The 17,536-nt window shown below is 58.1% G+C and carries 10 protein-coding genes; 8 read left to right on the forward strand and 2 right to left on the reverse strand.

The genetic code is table 11. The features are described from left to right. The first annotated feature begins 65 nt into the window (after positions 1-65). Positions 66-713, forward strand: coding sequence for an amino acid ABC transporter permease (locus PG899_RS22305; protein WP_270697709.1), 648 nt, complete (start codon positions 66-68; stop codon positions 711-713). Continuing rightward, on the forward strand, positions 710-1,471 hold the full coding sequence (locus PG899_RS22310) for an amino acid ABC transporter ATP-binding protein (RefSeq protein WP_118880915.1): 762 nt from the start codon (positions 710-712) through the stop codon (positions 1,469-1,471). Before PG899_RS22305 ends, PG899_RS22310 begins: the two co-directional genes overlap by 4 nt. A gap of 86 nt (positions 1,472-1,557) precedes the next feature. Here the strand turns inward: PG899_RS22310 and PG899_RS22315 are convergent, their stop codons facing one another. Next, the gene (locus tag PG899_RS22315; RefSeq protein WP_017410896.1) at positions 1,558-2,973 is read right to left on the reverse strand and encodes an FAD-dependent oxidoreductase; all 1,416 of its coding nucleotides are present in this window, start codon (positions 2,971-2,973) and stop codon (positions 1,558-1,560) included. A 12-nt stretch (positions 2,974-2,985) separates the two neighbouring features. Continuing rightward, entirely contained in the window at positions 2,986-7,443 is a 4,458-nt protein-coding gene (gene gltB / locus PG899_RS22320; RefSeq protein WP_190284084.1) for a glutamate synthase large subunit, read from the reverse strand. Positions 7,444-8,056: 613 nt separating this feature from the next. Here gltB and PG899_RS22325 point away from each other — a divergent pair. The 6 genes from PG899_RS22325 (at position 8,057) to PG899_RS22350 (ending at position 17,125) form a co-directional block, all read left to right on the forward strand. After that, positions 8,057-8,992 carry a TIGR01212 family radical SAM protein gene (locus PG899_RS22325; RefSeq protein WP_042066796.1) on the forward strand — a complete coding sequence of 312 codons (936 nt, stop codon included), beginning with the start codon at positions 8,057-8,059 and terminating at the stop codon, positions 8,990-8,992. Between the two features lie 403 nt (positions 8,993-9,395). Then, a complete protein-coding gene (locus PG899_RS22330) occupies positions 9,396-11,540 on the forward strand; it encodes a type I secretion system permease/ATPase (protein WP_016351166.1) in 2,145 nt (714 codons plus the stop codon). Continuing rightward, positions 11,533-12,951 carry an HlyD family type I secretion periplasmic adaptor subunit gene (locus PG899_RS22335; RefSeq protein ID WP_011706512.1) on the forward strand — a complete coding sequence of 473 codons (1,419 nt, stop codon included), beginning with the start codon at positions 11,533-11,535 and terminating at the stop codon, positions 12,949-12,951. Before PG899_RS22330 ends, PG899_RS22335 begins: the two co-directional genes overlap by 8 nt. A gap of 35 nt (positions 12,952-12,986) precedes the next feature. Further along, entirely contained in the window at positions 12,987-14,315 is a 1,329-nt protein-coding gene (locus tag PG899_RS22340) for a TolC family outer membrane protein (RefSeq protein WP_011706511.1), read from the forward strand. A gap of 158 nt (positions 14,316-14,473) precedes the next feature. After that, positions 14,474-15,196, forward strand: a complete 723-nt coding sequence (locus PG899_RS22345) for a transglutaminase-like cysteine peptidase (protein ID WP_118882257.1) — start codon at positions 14,474-14,476, stop codon at positions 15,194-15,196. A 3-nt stretch (positions 15,197-15,199) separates the two neighbouring features. Next, positions 15,200-17,125 carry an EAL domain-containing protein gene (locus tag PG899_RS22350; protein ID WP_011706510.1) on the forward strand — a complete coding sequence of 642 codons (1,926 nt, stop codon included), beginning with the start codon at positions 15,200-15,202 and terminating at the stop codon, positions 17,123-17,125. Positions 17,126-17,536 lie beyond the last annotated feature (411 nt).

The following is a 17,536-nucleotide window of genomic DNA, read 5'->3' on the forward strand; positions in this document are numbered from 1 at the left end:
AACCGCAGATCGTGTTTGATGAACTACGACAGGTTGCTTGATTTGGCGGGTGTTGCACTTCGGAGTTGAATTCGCGCCTGCTCAGGGCGGGGCTTATTTTTACCGTGCCGCTGACCCTGATTACCTTCGTGCTGGGAATCGTGCTCGGCTTGTCGGTGGCGCTGGCCAGATTATATGGTCCGGCCCCGCTGGTGATGCTGGTCCGCTTTTATGTCTGGCTTATTCGGGGCACCCCGCTGCTGGTGCAGCTGTTTCTGATTTTTTACGGTCTGCCGAGCGCGGGCATAGTGCTGGATGCCTTCACCGCCGCCGTCATCGGTTTCACCCTCAACATCGGTGCCTACAGCTCGGAGATCATCCGTGCCACCCTGGCGGCGATCCCGAAAGGGCAATGGGAGGCGGCCTATTCCATTGGCATGAACTGGCCCCAGGTGATGTGGCGGGTGATCCTGCCGCAGGCTGCGCGCATCGCGGTGCCGCCGCTCTCCAACACCTTTATCTCCTTGGTCAAAGACACCTCGCTGGCGGCGGCGGTGACCGTGCCCGAGCTGTTTCAGGCGGCTCAGCGACTCGCCTCCGTCACCTATGAGCCGCTCATCCTCTATGTCGAGACGGCCCTCATCTACCTGTTGTTCAGCTCGGTACTCTCCACCCTGCAAGACAAGCTGGAGCAGCGACTGGCTTATAAAGAGACCCGGGAGGTCGCCCTATGATCCGCTTGAGTGGCATCGAGAAACAGTTTGCGGGGCAGCGAGTGTTGAAAGGGGTGGGGCTGGCGATGGCCGCGGGCAGCGTCACCGCCCTGATCGGCCCCTCCGGCAGCGGCAAGAGTACCTTGCTGCGCTGCGTGAACCTGCTGGAGCGACCCGATGCGGGCCAGCTGGTGCTGGGGGGCAGCGAGCTCGACTTTGCCCATCACCTGTCCCGCCAGAGCGTGCTGAGCCTGCGCCAGCAGACCGGCATGGTGTTCCAGAACTTCCAGCTGTTCCCGCACATGACGGTGCTGGAGAATGTGCTGGAAGGGTTGGTGACTGTGTTGAAGTGGCCGAGGGAGCGGGCGGCGGCGCGCGGCCTGCAACTGCTCGACAAGGTGGGGCTCAGGCACAAGGCCGAGGCGGTGCCTGCCACCCTCTCCGGCGGTCAGCAGCAGCGGGTGGCCATTGCCCGGGCGCTGGCGCCAGCCCCCAAGGTGCTGCTCTGTGACGAGCCCACCTCGGCGCTGGATCCCGAGCTTGCCCAGGAGGTGGTGGCCGTGCTGCGCCAGTTGGCCAGTGAGGGCACCACCATGCTGATCGCCACCCATGACTTGCGTCTGGCGGCCCAGATCGCCCAGCAGGTGGTCTTCCTGGAGGCGGGTGAGGTGGTGGAGGCGGGCAGTGCGCGCCAGATGTTCACCACCCCCAAGCGGGCACGTACCTTCGAATACATCTCCACCCTCACCGAGCGGCTGCCGGAGAGCTGGAGCATCTAGCCGGTTTTGGCTGATCGAGAGCGATATAAAAAAACAGCCCCGCACGAGCGGGGCTGTTTGCATGGCTGCTTGGTTGCGGCGGCAGATCACACGGCCAGATAGTCCATGATCCCTTCGGCCGCCTTGCGTCCCTCATAGATGGCGGTGACCACCAGATCGGAGCCGCGCACCGCGTCGCCACCGGCGAACACCTTGGGGTTGCTGGTCTGGAAGGCATGTTCGGCCTGCTCCGAGGCCTTGATGCGATCCCGGCCGTCAAGCTCGATGCCGTGTTCTGCCATCCAGGGCTGAGGATTGGGCTGGAAGCCGAACGCCATCACCACCGCATCGGCAGCCAGCACCTGCTCGGAGCCTGTCACAACCACCGGATTGCGGCGGCCATTGGCATCGGGGGCGCCGAGCTCGGTGCTCACCACCTTGATGCCGCAGGTGTGGCCCTGGGCGTCCAGCGCGACGCCGACCGGCTGCAGGTTGAACATGAATTCAACCCCCTCTTCGCGGGCATTCTTCACCTCCCGCTTGGAACCCGGCATGTTCTCCTCGTCGCGGCGATAGGCGCAGATCACCTTGTCGGCCCCCTGACGGATGGCGGTGCGGACGCAGTCCATGGCGGTATCGCCACCGCCGAGCACCACTACCTGCTTGCCGGCAAAGTCGATGTAGTCGGCTTGCGCCTTCTCAAAGCCCAGCAGCCGGTTGGCGTTGGCGATGAGGTAGGGCAGGGCGTCGTAGACTCCCGGTGCCTCCTCGTTGGCAAAGCCGCCCTTCATGTACTTGTAGGTGCCGACCCCGAGGAAGACCGCATCGAACTCGCCGAGCAGGTCGGCGAAGGTGACATCGCGACCCACCTCGGTCTCGAGGCGAAACTCCACCCCCATCCCCTCGAAGATCTCGCGGCGACGCTGCATCACCTCTTTTTCCAGCTTGAAGGAGGGAATGCCGAAGGTGAGCAGACCGCCGATCTCCGGATACTTGTCGAACACCACCGGGGTGACGCCGCCCCGTGCCAGCACGTCGGCGCAGGCAAGACCCGCCGGGCCGGCGCCGATGACGGCGACCCGCTTGCCGGTCTTGACCACCTTGGAGAGGTCGGGCTTCCAGCCCATCTCGAACGCCTTGTCGGTGATGTATTTTTCGATGTTGCCGATGGTGACGGCACCGAAGCGATCGTTGAGGGTGCAGGCACCCTCACACAGTCTGTCTTGCGGGCAGACCCGGCCACACACCTCCGGCAGGCTGTTGGTCTGGTGGGAGAGCTCCACCGCCTCCAGAATGCGTCCCTCGTTGGCCAGCTTCAGCCAGTTGGGGATGTAGTTGTGGACCGGGCACTTCCACTCGCAGTAAGGGTTGCCGCAGTCGAGGCAACGATCCGCCTGCATGCCGACCTGGGCCTGGTTGAAGGACTCGTAGATCTCCACGAACTGGATCTTGCGGATCTTGAGCGGCTTCTTGGGCGGGTCGACCCGCTGCACGTCGATAAACTGAAATACGTTCTGGCTCATAGGGTTCCCTCCTTATTGCGCCTGGATTCTGAGTTCTGCACTGGAACGGCTGGTGTGACCAAGCAGCGATTTGACGTCGCTGGACTTGGGTTTGATCAGCCTGAACTTGGGCACATAGGAGTCGAAGTTGGCCAGGATCTCCTCGGCGCGCGAGCTGCCGGTTTCGTTGAGGTGCGCCGTTATGATGCCGCGCAGGTGCTCCTGATGGATGGCGAGATCTGCCACGTCCAGCAGTTCCACCAGCTCGGGGTTGGTGCGCTTGGCAAAGTTGCCGCACTCGTCGAGCACGTAGGCGAAGCCGCCGGTCATGCCCGCGGCGAAGTTGACGCCGGTGGTGCCGAGCACGGTGACGATGCCGCCGGTCATGTATTCACAACCGTTGTCACCGATCCCCTCGACTACCGCGAGGGCCCCGGAGTTGCGCACCGCGAAGCGCTCGCCGGCAGTGCCTGCGGCATAGAGTTTGCCGCCGGTGGCGCCGTAGAGGCAGGTGTTGCCGATGATGGCTGCCTCGTGGGATTTGAATGCCACGCCGACGTGGGGCTTGATCACCAGCTTGCCGCCGGTCATCCCCTTGCCCACGTAGTCGTTGGCGTCCCCCGTGAGGATCATCTCAAGGCCGCCGGCGTTCCAGACGCCGAAGCTCTGGCCGGCGGTACCGTTGAAGTGGACCCGCACTGGATCGGCCGCCATCCCCTGGTTGCCGTGGCGCTTGACGATTTCGCCGGACAGACGTGCACCCACCGAGCGGTCGGTGTTGCGGATGTCGTAGCGAAACTCGCCGCCGCTCATGTTTTCCACCGCCTCCAGCAGATCTTCCACCATCTTGAGGTTCAAAGGTCCCTTGTCGAAGGTGGGGTTGTGCTGCTGGCTGAACAGGCTGGAGCCTGCCGGTGCGACCGGGCTGGCCAGAATACCGGAGAGATCCAGCTTGGCCTGACGGGCGGTGAGGCCGGGCAGCGCTTCCAGCAGGTCGGTACGACCGATGAGGTCGGTCAGCTGGGTGACGCCAAGTTGGGCCATCAGCTCGCGAGTCTCCTCGGCGATGAACTTGAAGTAGTTCATCACCATCTCCGGCAGGCCGGTGAAGTGCTCGCGACGCAGCTTCTCATCCTGGGTGGCGACGCCGGTGGCGCAGTTGTTCAGGTGGCAGATCCGCAGGTATTTGCAGCCCAGCGCCACCATGGGGCCGGTACCGAAACCGAAGCTCTCGGCGCCGAGAATGGCCGCCTTGATGATGTCCAGACCCGTCTTGAGACCGCCATCCACCTGCAGCCGCACCTTGTGACGCAGGCCGTTGGCGACCAGCGCCTGCTGGGTCTCGGCCAGCCCCAGTTCCCAGGGAGAGCCGGCGTATTTGACCGAGGTGAGCGGGCTCGCACCGGTGCCGCCGTCGTAGCCGGAGACGGTGATGAAATCCGCATAGGCCTTGGCCACGCCGCAGGCGATGGTGCCAACGCCGGGCTCGGACACCAGTTTCACCGACACCAGGCAGCTTGGGTTGATCTGCTTGATGTCGAAGATGAGCTGGGCCAGATCCTCGATGGAGTAGATGTCATGGTGGGGCGGCGGCGAGATCAGGGTCACGCCGGGCACCGAGTAACGCAGCTTGGCGATCTGGGCCGTCACCTTGTCACCGGGCAGCTGGCCCCCTTCGCCGGGCTTGGCGCCCTGGGCCACCTTGATCTGCACCACGTCGGCGTTCATCAGGTAGTGGGGGGTGACGCCAAAGCGCCCCGATGCCACCTGCTTGATGCGCGAATTCTTCTCGGTGCCAAAGCGCTTGGGATCCTCGCCGCCTTCACCCGAGTTGCTCTGGCCGCCGAGCCGGTTCATGGCCACCGCCAGCGCTTCGTGGGCTTCCGGGCCCAGCGCGCCGATGGACATGGCGGCAGAGTCGAAGCGGGGGAACAGCTTGGTCGCTGGCTCCACCTGCTCCAGTGCCACCGGGTTGTCGACCTTCTTCAGGGTGAGCAGATCGCGCAGGGTGGCGACCGGGCGCTCGTTCACCAGGCGGGCGTACTCCTTGTAATCGGCGTAGTTGCCGGAGCGCACCGCGGTTTGCAGGGTCTGCACCACGTCCGGGTTGTAGGTGTGGTACTCGCCGCCGTGGACGAATTTGAGCAGGCCGCCCTGAGTGAGGGCCTTGCGGGCCAGCCAGGCCTGACGGGCCAGATTGAACTGATCCTGCTGGATGTCGGTAAAATCGGCGCCCTGGATGCGGCTCGATACGCCGCGAAAACACATCTCGACCACGGCTTTGGAGAGGCCCACCGCTTCGAACAGCTGGGAGCAGCGGTAGCTGGCCACCGTGCTGATGCCCATCTTGGACATCACCTTGTAGAGCCCCTTGTTGATGCCGTTGCGGTAGTTGAGCATGGCCTGGCGCAGGCTCATCTTGAGCACGCCCTCTTCTACCTGCTTGGCGAGCGTCTCGTAGGCGAGGTAGGGGTAGATGGCGGTGGCGCCAAAGCCCAGCAACACCGAGAAGTGGTGCGGGTCGCGCACGCTGGCGGTCTCCACCAGGATGTTGGCGTCGCAGCGCAGGTTGTTGTCCACCAGGGTGCGCTGCACTGCCCCCACCGCCATGGCGGCCGGGATGGGCAGGGTGTCGGCACTGACGTCCCGATCCGAGAGGATCAGCAGCACGGTACCGGCCTTGGCAGCAGCCTTGGCCTCTTCACAGATGCGCAGGATCGCCGCTTCCAGGCCCTCTTCGGGCTTGAAGTTGAGGCTGATCACCTGATGGCGATAGTGCTCCCCTTCCAGTGCCAGCAACTGGTGGAAGTCGGAGTAGAGCAGGATCGGTGACTGGAACAGCACCCGGTGGGCGTGGCCGAAGGTCTCGTTGAACACGTTCTGCTCGCGGCCAATACAGGTGGCCAGCGACATGACGTGGTTTTCCCGCAGCGGATCGATGGGCGGGTTGGTGACCTGGGCGAACATCTGGCGGAAGTAGTCGTACAGGGTGCGCTGGCTGGAGGAGAGCACCGCCATCGGGGTGTCATCCCCCATGGAGCCCACCGCTTCCTGGCCGTTTTCACCCAGTACCCGGATGATCTGATCCAGCTCCTCATAGGAGTAGCCGAACAGCTTCTGATAGGTTTTCAGCTGCTCGTCGGAGAACTCGCGGGCGCCGGTGCTGGCGTCATCCATCTGCTCGAACGGCACCAGCCGCTTGCAGTGCTTGTCCATCCACTGCTTGTAGGTGTGACGGCTCTTGAGATCGTCATCGATCTCGAAGCTGGTCCAGATCTTGCCGTTGCTGGTATCCACCACGAACAGCTCGCCCGGGCCGACCCGGCCCTTCTCCAGCACCTCGTCCGGGGTGTAGTCCCAGGTGCCGACCTCGGACGCGAGGGTGATGAACTTGTCCTTGGTGATGACGTAACGGGCCGGACGCAGGCCGTTTCTGTCGAGCGCGCAGGTGGCGTAGCGGCCGTCGGTCATGACGATGCCGGCAGGGCCATCCCAGGGCTCCATGTGCATGGAGTTGAAGTCGTAGAAGGCGCGCAGATCGTCATCCATGTTCGGGTGCTTCTGCCACGCGGGCGGGATCAACAAGCGCATGGCACGGAACAGGTCCATGCCACCGGCCAGGAACAGATCCAACATGTTGTCTAGGCTGGAGGAGTCCGACCCCGTGGTGTTGACGAAGGGGGCTGCCTCTTGCAGATCGGGGATCAGCGGGGTGGCGAACTTGTAGCTGCGCGCCTTGGCCCACTGGCGGTTGCCGGCGATGGTGTTGATCTCGCCGTTGTGGGCGAGGTAGCGGAATGGTTGCGCCAGCGGCCAGCGCGGGCTGGTGTTGGTGGAGAAACGCTGGTGGAACACGCAGATGGCCGCCTGCATGCGGATGTCGGCCAAATCCAGATAAAAACGCGGCAAGTCCACCGGCATGCACAGTCCTTTATAGACGGTGACTAGGTTGGAGAGGCTGACCACGTAGAAGTAGTCGTCGCTGATGCGCTTCTCGATACGGCGGCGCACGATATAGAGGCGGCGCTCGAGATCCTTGTCGACCCAGCCGGGGGGGGCGTTGACAAAGACCTGTTCGATGCTGGGCAGGGAGGCCTTGGCGATGGGGCCGAGTACATTGGTATCGATAGGCACCTTGCGCCAGCCGACCAGGCTCAGGGTCTCCTTTTCCAGCTCCTCGTCGATGATATCGCGAGTGGCTTGCGCCAAGACGGGGTCGGGGTTGAGAAAGAGCATGCCGACCGCGTAGTTGCGGCCCAGGTGCCATCCCTTCTCTTCGGCGACAGCTCTGAAGAAGCTGTCGGGTTTTTGCAGCAACAGACCGCAGCCGTCGCCGGTCTTGCCGTCGGCGGAGATGCCGCCGCGGTGCTGCATGCGAGCCAATGCTGACATCGCGAGACGGACAAGCTTGTGGCTGGCTTCACCTTCCATGTGGGCCAACAGGCCGAAGCCACAGTTATCCCTCTCCAGCTTTGGATCATATAGTGACATTGCATTTCTCCCTTGCTCGGCCTTGCATCGCACTGTCATCAACAGACTGCATAAATTGCGATTGGCTCTTGTGGTTCCGTCCGCCTGAGGTGGCGAATCTCCAAACTAATGGGATTTTTCGGCAAGGTCAATTGGACATCCCGGCTGTTTTCATTATCACAAACTCATAACAAAATGTCGGGGTGCGGGTCTATATGGGATATAGACTGGCGATTACTCTGGTTATTTTTGCTTTTGTGGAATTTTGTATTGCCATATTGGACTTTGCTGGTTGACTCAATGGGTGCAAGGATTTGTAGTAATTTTACCAATCCACTCGACAAGTGAATGGCCGAGATCACAATAACGAAGCAGATGACTTGCATTTGCAAAACCACCGTCTATGAGAAAATTTTCATTATTCAACAAACTGTTAGAAGATGGTTTTGTGGAGGTGTTGAGCCTCCGTCAAATTGGGGATGAGTCTCGAAAGCGTCGATAACTACCCATTTGCTGATATTTATCCGGTTATTGGTGAATATTTATATGTTTTCCCGACTCTATCCTCTCTTGATCCAGCGCAGCGCTGCGCGCGGCCAAGCTCGTACAATGACGCCCCTTTACTGGAGGTGTCATGCAGTTACACGAACTCGTCAATACATTCGGCCAGGATCTCAAGCAGCGCCATGGCCAGAAGATCCACAAGCTCTCCATTCACGGTGCCTTCACCTGCCCGAACCGGGACGGCACGCTGGGCCGTGGCGGCTGCACCTTCTGTAATGTCTCCTCCTTTGCCGATGAGTCGGCCCAGCAGCTTTCGGTGGTGCAGCAACTGCTGGCTCGCCGGGATGAAGTGACCCGGGCCAAACGTTATCTCGCCTACTTTCAGGCCTATACCAGCACCTATGCCGAGGTGGAGTACCTGCAGCGCATGTATGAAGAGGCGCTGTCAGTGAGCGACATGGTGGGCTTGTGTGTGGGGACGCGTCCAGATTGCGTACCGGATGCGGTGCTGGACCTGCTGGCCGGTTATCAGGCCCGGGGTTACGAGGTGTGGCTGGAGCTGGGGCTGCAGAGCGCCAACGACAAAACGCTGCAGCGCATCAACCGGGGTCATGGCTATGCCGCCTATGTTGACGCTGTGACCAGGGCCCATCAGCGCGGCATCAAGGTGTGCGCCCACCTGATCGTCGGTCTGCCCGGTGAAGTCGCCATGGACAGCCTGAATACGCTGCAGCGCATCGTGGAGACGGGGGTGGAGGGGATAAAACTGCACCCGCTGCACGTGGTAGAGGGAAGCACCCTTGGCAAGGCGTGGCAGGCGGGTCGACTGGAGGTGCCGAGCCTGGCGCAGTATGTGGAAGCGGCGGTGGCCATGATCCAGCACACGCCGCCCGAGGTGGTGTACCACCGCATCTCGGCGTCGGCACGCCGTCCGACTCTGTTGGCACCAGCCTGGTGCGAGAATCGCTGGACAGCCATGGCTGACATTGCTAGTGAACTGGCCCGCTCCGGCGCCCAGGGTCATGCGCTGGGGCGCCCTTTTTCGCTTTCCGGCAATATCGACTAGGTAATCAGATTTCATCAAAAAAACAGTGAGTTATTAGATGAAATTCAGTCTTTGCGGTATAGTTTCGGTAAAATTGTCTTGATATAGTACTTGGCTTGAAAAAGATATCATTATCAATAAGCTTGTGTTATTTCCAATTCTGACGGGATATATCGGATATGGCGCCATCTTGTGTCGCGATCCGCCACCAAACTGCCCGTCTCGCCTTTGGGTGTAATGCCTATCAGGTCTGCCAATGACATTCAGTGTCATGTACCTGTGCTTAATGTGTATCAGGCTGTTGATCCCTTCTCGGGGAGCTCTGTTCTTTATGTCACGGGATCGTCTGCGTCAAACTGCGCCCGTGAAGCTTGAATATCGGTGTGGCGATAGAGCCGGCCCAATCATGCAGTGACAGGATGCTATGCAAGCAGAAACTAACCGTATTGACGAGTTGTTGGAGTGCCTGGTCTTTCTGACCCGCTTTTATGGGGTGCCCAACAGCAAGGATGCCCTGACGACCGGTTTACCACTGGTGTCCGGCCTGCTGACACCCAACCTGTTTGGCCGTGCCGCCGAGCGGGGCGGACTGTCGGCCCGGGAAGTGATCCAGCCGCTTGCCGAAATTTCCCCCTTGTTGCTGCCTTGCGTGTTGCAGATGCGCAATGGCGGCGCCTGCATTCTGCTGGAGTGGAATGAAGACAGGAGTCAAGGAAAGGTCATCTTTCCTCAGGCGGGAGATGCGGCCCAGTGGCTCAGTGCGGCCCAGCTGGGTGATGAGTATCTGGGTCGACTGTTTTTCGTCAAAAAGCAGTTCAAGTTCGATGAGCGCTCCCCCAAGGTGCTGGAGACCCGTGACGGGCACTGGTTCTGGAGCACTCTGTTTGAATCTCGTGGCATTTATCGGGACGTACTGATCGCGTCCATCCTGATCAACCTGTTTGCCATCGCCAGCCCGCTGTTCACCATGAACGTCTACGACAAGATAGTGCCCAATCTGGCATTCGATTCCCTTTGGGTGCTAGCCGTCGGGGCCATGGTGGTGTTCACCTTCGATTTCGTGATGCGTCAGCTGCGCAGCTACTTCATCGACATCGCCGGTAAAAAATCGGATGTGCTGTTGTCGGCGAAGATCTTCGCCAAGGTGATGGGCATGCGGATGGAGTCGCGGCCGGCCTCGACCGGTGCGTTTGCCAAACATCTGCAGGAGTTCGAATCAGTACGGGAATTTTTTACCTCCGCTACCGTCTCTACCCTCATCGACCTGCCGTTCGCGGTCTTCTTCCTGTTCATCATCTGGATTTTTGCCGGTGTCATGGTCGTGGTACCGATCGTCGCCATGCTGATCCTCATTATTTACAGCTTCTATATTCAGGCGCCGCTCAAGCAGTCCATCGAAGAGGGATCGCGGCTTGCTTCCCAGAAGAACGCCAACCTGATCGAGAGCATTTCAGGCCTTGAGACCGTCAAGATTTTCGGGGCTGAGAGCATGTTCCAGCATCGCTGGGAGCAGGCCGTCTCCCATATCTCGACCTGGGGCGTGCAGACTCGCCGCATCACCAACTCCATGTCTTCGCTGGCCAGTTATATCCAGCAGGTGGTGACGGTGGCACTGGTGATTGTCGGCGTTTATCAGATCTCGGAAGGGTTGGTCACCATGGGTGGCATGATTGCCGCCGTCATGCTGTCAAGCCGCGCGATTGCGCCCATGGTGCAGTTGTCGGTGCTCTCCACCCGTTACAACCAGGCCAAGTCCGCACTGGAAATCCTGGAAAAAATCATGGTGACGCCGGGTGAGCAGGAAGAGGGCAAGCAGTACATCCACCATCCCGTGATATCCGGTCGGATCGAGTTTGACAATGTATCGTTCAAGTACCCGGGAATGGAAACCAGCACCCTGCACAACATCAATCTGCGTATCGAACCGGGCGAGAAGGTAGCCATCATAGGCCGGATCGGAGCGGGTAAAACCACGCTCGAGAAGATCTTGATGGGCTTGTATCGGCCCACCGATGGCTCGGTGCGACTCGATGGGTTCGAGCTGGATCAGCTGCCGGCCTCGGTGATCCGGCGCAACATAGGTTGTGTCCCGCAGGACGTGACCCTGTTTTTTGGTTCGGTACGCGACAACATCATGCTGGGTAATCCGCTGGTGGACGATGTGCGGGTCATGCGGGCCGCCAAACGGGCCGGCGTCACCAATTTTACCAATCGGGATCCCAACGGGCTGGATCGGCAGATAGGTGAGGGGGGCCGTCAGCTCTCGGGTGGTCAGCGTCAGGCCATCCTGCTGGCGCGAGCCTTGCTCAACGACCCCCCCATTCTGGTGATGGACGAACCCACCTCCAACATGGATAACCAATCCGAGATGCAGGTCAAGCATGAGTTGGCACGATTGGGACCGGAAACGACCCTGATCCTGATCACTCACAAAACCTCCATGCTCGATGTGGCTTCGCGGGTCATCGTGGTTGAGCAGGGGCAGGTAGTGGCCGATGGGCCCAAAGAGGCTGTGTTGCAACAGTTGAAAGAAGGCAAGGTGCGTGTGCAGGAGGCGTCCAATGGCTAAATTTGGCCTGTTCAAGAAGGCGCCATCCGATACCGTACTGCCGGCGCCGGAGCATCTTGAATTCGTCGATGACGGTGCGGCTGCGGTACTGCTGAGTACCCCGACTCGAGCCAGGGCATTGCTGTGGGCCTGCTTCCTGTTTTTCATGAGCGCCATCGTCTGGGCCGCCTGGGCCGAGCTCGATGAGGTCACCGTTGGCCAGGGCAAGGTCATCCCTTCCCGTCAATTGCAGGTGATCCAGAATCTGGAGGGGGGGATCGTCAAGGAGATCTTCGTCAAAGAGGGTGACATCGTTGAAAAAGGGCAGCCGCTCTTGCGCATCGATGACACTCGCTTCCGCTCCGATTTTCGTGAACGGGAGCAGGAGCTGGTGACCCTCAAGGGGGATATTGCCAGGCTGCGTTCCGAAATCCAGAGCGTGGTGGTCAAGACCGGCCCCAATCTGGGATGGCGCGAACAGGTCGTGGTCGACAAGCAGCCCATCGATTTCCCGGATGGTTTCGAAAACGTCTTTGCCGAATATGCGGCTCGAGAAAAATCAGTTCAGGATGAGCGTCTCAACAACTTGAACAACCAGCTCTATATTCTGGGGCAACAGATTGAACAGAAAGAGCAGGAGACCATAGAGCTCAACGCCAAGATCAGGACGGTGGCGCGTAGCGTGGATCTGGCGCGGCAGGAGCTCAATATCAGCCGCCCCTTGGCCAAGGAGGGGATCGTGCCTCAGGTCGAGCTCATCAAGCTGGAACGGCAGGTCAACGAAATGCAGGGGGAATTGGAGAGCAACCGACTGCTTATTCCCAAACTCGATTCCGTGTTGCGGGAGACCATCTCCAAGCGCAACGACATTGCCTTGAAATTCCGGGCCGATTCGCAGACCGAGCTCAATGAACGGCAAGGCAAATTGAGCCAGCTGTCCGAAGGCCAGGTTGGGCTGCGGGATCGGGTGGATCGCACCAGCGTCATTGCGCCGCTCAAGGGCACCATCAAGAAGCTCAAGATCAACACGCTGGGTGGAGTGGTGCAACCCGGCATGGATCTGATGGAAATTGTTCCGCTGGAAGACACTCTGCTGGTCGAGGCCAAAGTGTCGCCCAAAGATATCGCGTTCTTGCGGCCAGGGCTGGAGGCCGTGGTCAAGATTACTGCCTATGACTTCACAATTTATGGAGGATTACATGGCAAGGTTGAACAGATAAGTGCTGACTCGATCCAGGATGAAGATGGCAATTCCTTTTACCTGGTACGAGTCCGCACCGAGAAAAGTTACTTGGGCGATGAGCTTAACGCACTTCCCATCATCCCCGGTATGTTAGCCAGTGCAGATATTATTACTGGTAAAAAAAGTGTCCTAGACTATTTGCTTAAGCCGATTTTACGGGCAAAGCAGTCGGCACTGAGAGAACGATAAGCCAACAATCTAAAAACAACATGACTGGAGATACCATGAAGAAGACGATTGTTGCCATGTTAGTAAGTGGCGCCGTGCTGTTCCCGGGCCTTACCCAGGCCCAAACACTGGAACAGTCAGTGGCACAGTCACTGGCTACCCATCCCAAAATCAAGGAAGCTTTTGATCTCTATCAGGCGCGACTGTATCAGCATGATGGGGCCAAAGGTGGTTACTATCCCACCATCGATCTGCGCGGCGGTGTCGGCTATGAGAAGACTGACAGCCCGTCAACTCGTGCAGCCGGTGCGAATTCGACCACCATCGATGATTCCATGACCCGTAAAGAGGCCGGTATCAGTCTGCGCCAGATGCTGTTTGATGGTTTCAACGTCAGCAGCAACGTGGCTCGTACCGATGCCGAAGCCAATGCTCAGCGTCTGGCCATGATCTCCGAGGCGGAGAATACAGCCCTGCGCGTGGCTGAGGTTTACCTCAACATGCTGCGTCAGCAGGAGATCCTCGAGCTGTCCAAACAGAACCTGGAAACTCACGAGCAGATCCGCAGCGACATCAGCAAGCGGACCGATTCTGGCTTGGGATCCACGGCAGACCAGACCCAAATTGATGGTCGTGTCGCCAGAGCCTATGCCAATCAGGCGGCTGCCGAAAACAACTACCGGGATGCCGAGAGCGAATTCATCCGGGTAGTCAATGAGATGCCAAAAGATTTGGTACAGCCGGTGCCGGATGCTCAGCTCATTCCGAGCAGCTTGGATGCCGCCTTGAAGACGGCGACCGAGGTGCATCCGACCTTGCTGTCATCCTTGCAGGATATCGAAGCCGCCAAATATCAGCATGAAGGCTCCAAGTCCGGTTTTTATCCCAACGTCACGTTTGAAGTGGATCAGAACTGGAACGAGGACATTGATGCAGTAAAAGGACGCAATGACGATCTGACCGCCATGGTGCGCATGCGTTACAACCTGTTCCGTGGTGGTTCCGATCTGGCGCAGAGCAAGGCGACGTCCGCTCTCTATTCCCAGGCGAAAGATATTCATATGAATGCTTTCCGTCAGGTTGAAGAGGGAACCCGCCTGGCCTGGAACGCCAAAGAGTCTTTGACCAAACAGAAGACCTTCCTGAAAGAGCACGTGGATGCCAGCTATGACACCGTACAGGCCTACAAGAAGCAGTTCGGATTGGGCCAGCGTACCTTGCTGGACGTACTGAACACCGAGAACGAACTGTTTGAGGCCCGTCGCAGCTACATCACGGCCGAGTACGACTCCTTGTTGGCGGATTATCGGATCCTCAATGCCACTGGCAGTCTGCTCAATGCGTTTAATGTGAAGCAGCCGGCCGATTGGCAAGCTAAACAGTAATGGAGTGCGCATCAGGTTTGATGCGGGTGAAAGGGATGGCTGCAGCCGGGCTGCCGCCATCCCTTGTCTCTGACGGCCACTTCTGGCCAGCGTTGTAACAGCCAGTGGATCTTTTGAAGATGCATGTGACTGAGCAGTATCGGGCAGGCAGTGTTGGCATGGCGTCAAGCTTCGGCTTGGTTCCGTTTTTGCGTGCGCGCTGGTTACGCTGGTCACTCTGGCTGCTGTTGGTTTCTCTGCCTTTGCTGCTTTCTGCCAGTCAGCCTCTTACCCCCGAAGATCTCAAACTGGTACAGCGGGCACAGGAAACATACGGTGTCAGAGCCGGCAAACGGGTCACGACTTGGCGTACGCTGGTCATGCAGAATCGTGCCGCGGGTCTGACAGACCGCCAGAAACTGGAGAAGGTAAACCAGTTTTTCAACCAGATGCGTTTTATCGACGACATCAAGTTGTGGCGCAAAAAAGACTATTGGGCGACCCCGTTGGAATTTTTAGGCGCGGCGGGTGGTGATTGTGAAGACTTCAGCATTTCAAAGTACTTTACCCTGCTGGAATTGGGGGTGCCGGATGAAAAAATGCGGATGGTCTATGTCAAGGCATTGGATTACAACCAGTTTCATATGGTGGTTGCTTACTATGACACGCCATCCTCAGTCCCCGTGATTTTGGATAACTTGATTGGGTCGATTCGGCCAGCCAGCCAGCGCCGGGATCTGATGCCGATATACAGCTTTAACGGTAGTCACTTGTGGTTGATGAAGGCGCGTGGTCAAGGGGAACTGGCTGGACAGTCCTCACGCCTGGGATTATGGAATGATTTACGCAATCGCATGACTTCGGGGCGATTGGCTCAGCCTGTGTTGAATTTGGATGATTAACCTATGACGCTCTACAGACAATTACTGGCCACCATGTTGATCCTGTTCGGGTTGTTGTTTGCAGCCACCTATTGGGTGCAATTCAACTCGACTCGTACCTATCTGGCGCAGCAGCAGGAAACCACAGTCATCAACACCGCCACATCCCTGGGATTGGCGTTGACACCTTATCTGGAAAATGGTGACAAGGTGGGGGCTGAATCCGTCATCCAGGCGATATTTGATGGGGGATATTATCGCTTGGTCCGTCTGGACTTGTTGGCTTCCAAGGATGTCATTGAGCAGGAAAATACCAACAATATTCAGGGGGTGCCGCAGTGGTTCATTAATTTGGGCCTGTTTCCGGAAGTATCCAACGAATCGATTCTGACCTCTGGCTGGCTGCAACTGGGCAAATTGAAGGTTGTTGGTCACCCCGGGCAAGCCTATTACGAGCTGTGGCGTGGTATGAGCGAACTGGCGAGCTGGTTTCTGATAGGTTTTCTCATCACCACCATTTTGTTGATGCGTGCGCTCAACTATTTGCTCAAGCCGCTCAAGCAGATCTGCGAGCAGGCGGTGGAGATCGAACTGCACCACTTTGGCCATGCCATTCCTGAACCCAAGACCCATGAATTGAAACAGGTGGTACAAGCCATCAATACGCTTTCCAGCAAGCTGGCCCTGCAGTTCAAGGAGCAGGCTGATGAGGCTGAAAAATTGCGGGAGCGGGTTTATGTGGATGCAGTATCCGGCTTGGGCAACCGGGCTTATTTCGTGGGGCAGGTAAACGCATGGATTGCCGAGGCGGGACAAGGCGGCGTCATGCTGGTCGCTGTCGATATGCTGGATGACCTGTACCGTGAGGAGGGGTTTGCCGCTCGCGACAACATGGTCAAGTCGATAGCACAGGCTCTGAAGGAGCAGCTGAAAGGCTGGGATGGGTCGGCACTGGCGCGGATTTCGGCCACGGAATATGCCTTGCTGTGTCCTACCGATGATCTGGCCCAGCTGAAAGATTTGGCGGAGGTGATCAACAGTCGCATTGCCGACCTGGTTGTGAACCCCATGGGTGAGGGCGGTGCACTCTCCGTTATCGGTATTGCAGGGCGCGATGGGAATGATGATTTGTCAGCGTTGCTAACCAAGGCCGACAACGCGTTGGGCAAAGCGCGTAATGAACGTCGTGGCGCAGTAGTCATGGAGGGCGGTGTTGATCAAGGATTGATGGGACGTCTGGCTTGGCGCGATCTGGTACAAGATGCCATCGCTCGGCACTTGTGGCGCTTCAAGGCGCAACCTGCCTGCAGATTTGATAACGGTGTTCGTTTGCATGCCGAATTGTTTGCCTCTATTTCTCGTGATGGCACCGATTATTTTGCAGGTCAATTCTTGCCGGCCATCGAACAGTTCAAATTGGGCGGCGAATTCGATCAAGCGATACTTGAAGCTTCTATTCCATTGCTCCAACAACAGGCGGATCTGGTCTTGGCGGTCAATATTACCGCTGGCTCGCTGTGTTCCGATGAGTTCAGAGCGTGGTTGACCGGCTATCTGACGGATCATGCCGAGCTGCAAGAACGGCTGCTGTTTGAAATCCCGGAAGCTGCCATCATGAAGCATAAAGATCATGTCACCGCCTTGGTTAAGGCCTTGCAAGAACATGGATTCCAGTGGGGGGTGGATCATTATGGACGTCACTTCCAGTCACTGGGATATCTGGAAGAGCTGGCCCCAGCCTATGTCAAGGTCGACCATGGCTATACCAGTCAGGTGATGGAGCCGGGGGCGGATACCTCCTTCCTGGCAGCAGTGTGCCGCGCCGCTCACAATGCAGGAGTCACAACCATTGCAACCCGGGTTGAAGATCAACATCAGGTTGAGCTGCTTGCCAAGTTGCATATCGATGGTTATCAGGGTTTTGTGCATCCCGCATTCCCACTGGCTTGAATCTTATCAAATCAAAAGGGGCCCATAAGGGCCCTTTTTTTATTCTAAAGATGAATAAAAATAGGTATTTTTAGGGCACCTCTCTGTTTGAGATTCGCTTGAGGCGCCACCAAGTGATTGATTTGACATTATAAAAAAGACCCTTCGATTTAATACATTGCATCCCCCCAAGACGGAACAAATCCAATACATTTTTGCAACGGATGCGAAGCGTACAGACATCTATGGTGTAGACATCGAGATCTGTCACGTTGGAGCAAAGGATATGCGCACTCAAATCATCGACAAAACGGTTGTGGTTTCTTCCATTGAAGGCAATGTTCAAATCGTGCTGGGGTAATCCCCCCATTTTTAGGGGCATTCAAAAGTAGAGGTCATGCGGCCTGTGCCAGACGCTGTTTCGGCGTGTAG

Source organism: Aeromonas sp. QDB39 (assembly GCF_027707585.1).
Lineage (GTDB): Bacteria > Pseudomonadota > Gammaproteobacteria > Enterobacterales > Aeromonadaceae > Aeromonas > Aeromonas hydrophila.

Coding starts and splice junctions, on each gene's coding strand:
- gltB (WP_190284084.1), bottom strand. CDS start 7,443: ATGTCACTATATGATCCAAAGCTGGAGAGGGATAACTGTGGCTTCGGC.
- PG899_RS22330 (WP_016351166.1), top strand. CDS start 9,396: ATGCAAGCAGAAACTAACCGTATTGACGAGTTGTTGGAGTGCCTGGTC.
- PG899_RS22335 (WP_011706512.1), top strand. CDS start 11,533: ATGGCTAAATTTGGCCTGTTCAAGAAGGCGCCATCCGATACCGTACTG.
- PG899_RS22310 (WP_118880915.1), top strand. CDS start 710: ATGATCCGCTTGAGTGGCATCGAGAAACAGTTTGCGGGGCAGCGAGTG.
- PG899_RS22345 (WP_118882257.1), top strand. CDS start 14,474: ATGGCGTCAAGCTTCGGCTTGGTTCCGTTTTTGCGTGCGCGCTGGTTA.
- PG899_RS22315 (WP_017410896.1), bottom strand. CDS start 2,973: ATGAGCCAGAACGTATTTCAGTTTATCGACGTGCAGCGGGTCGACCCG.
- PG899_RS22340 (WP_011706511.1), top strand. CDS start 12,987: ATGAAGAAGACGATTGTTGCCATGTTAGTAAGTGGCGCCGTGCTGTTC.
- PG899_RS22350 (WP_011706510.1), top strand. CDS start 15,200: ATGACGCTCTACAGACAATTACTGGCCACCATGTTGATCCTGTTCGGG.
- PG899_RS22325 (WP_042066796.1), top strand. CDS start 8,057: ATGCAGTTACACGAACTCGTCAATACATTCGGCCAGGATCTCAAGCAG.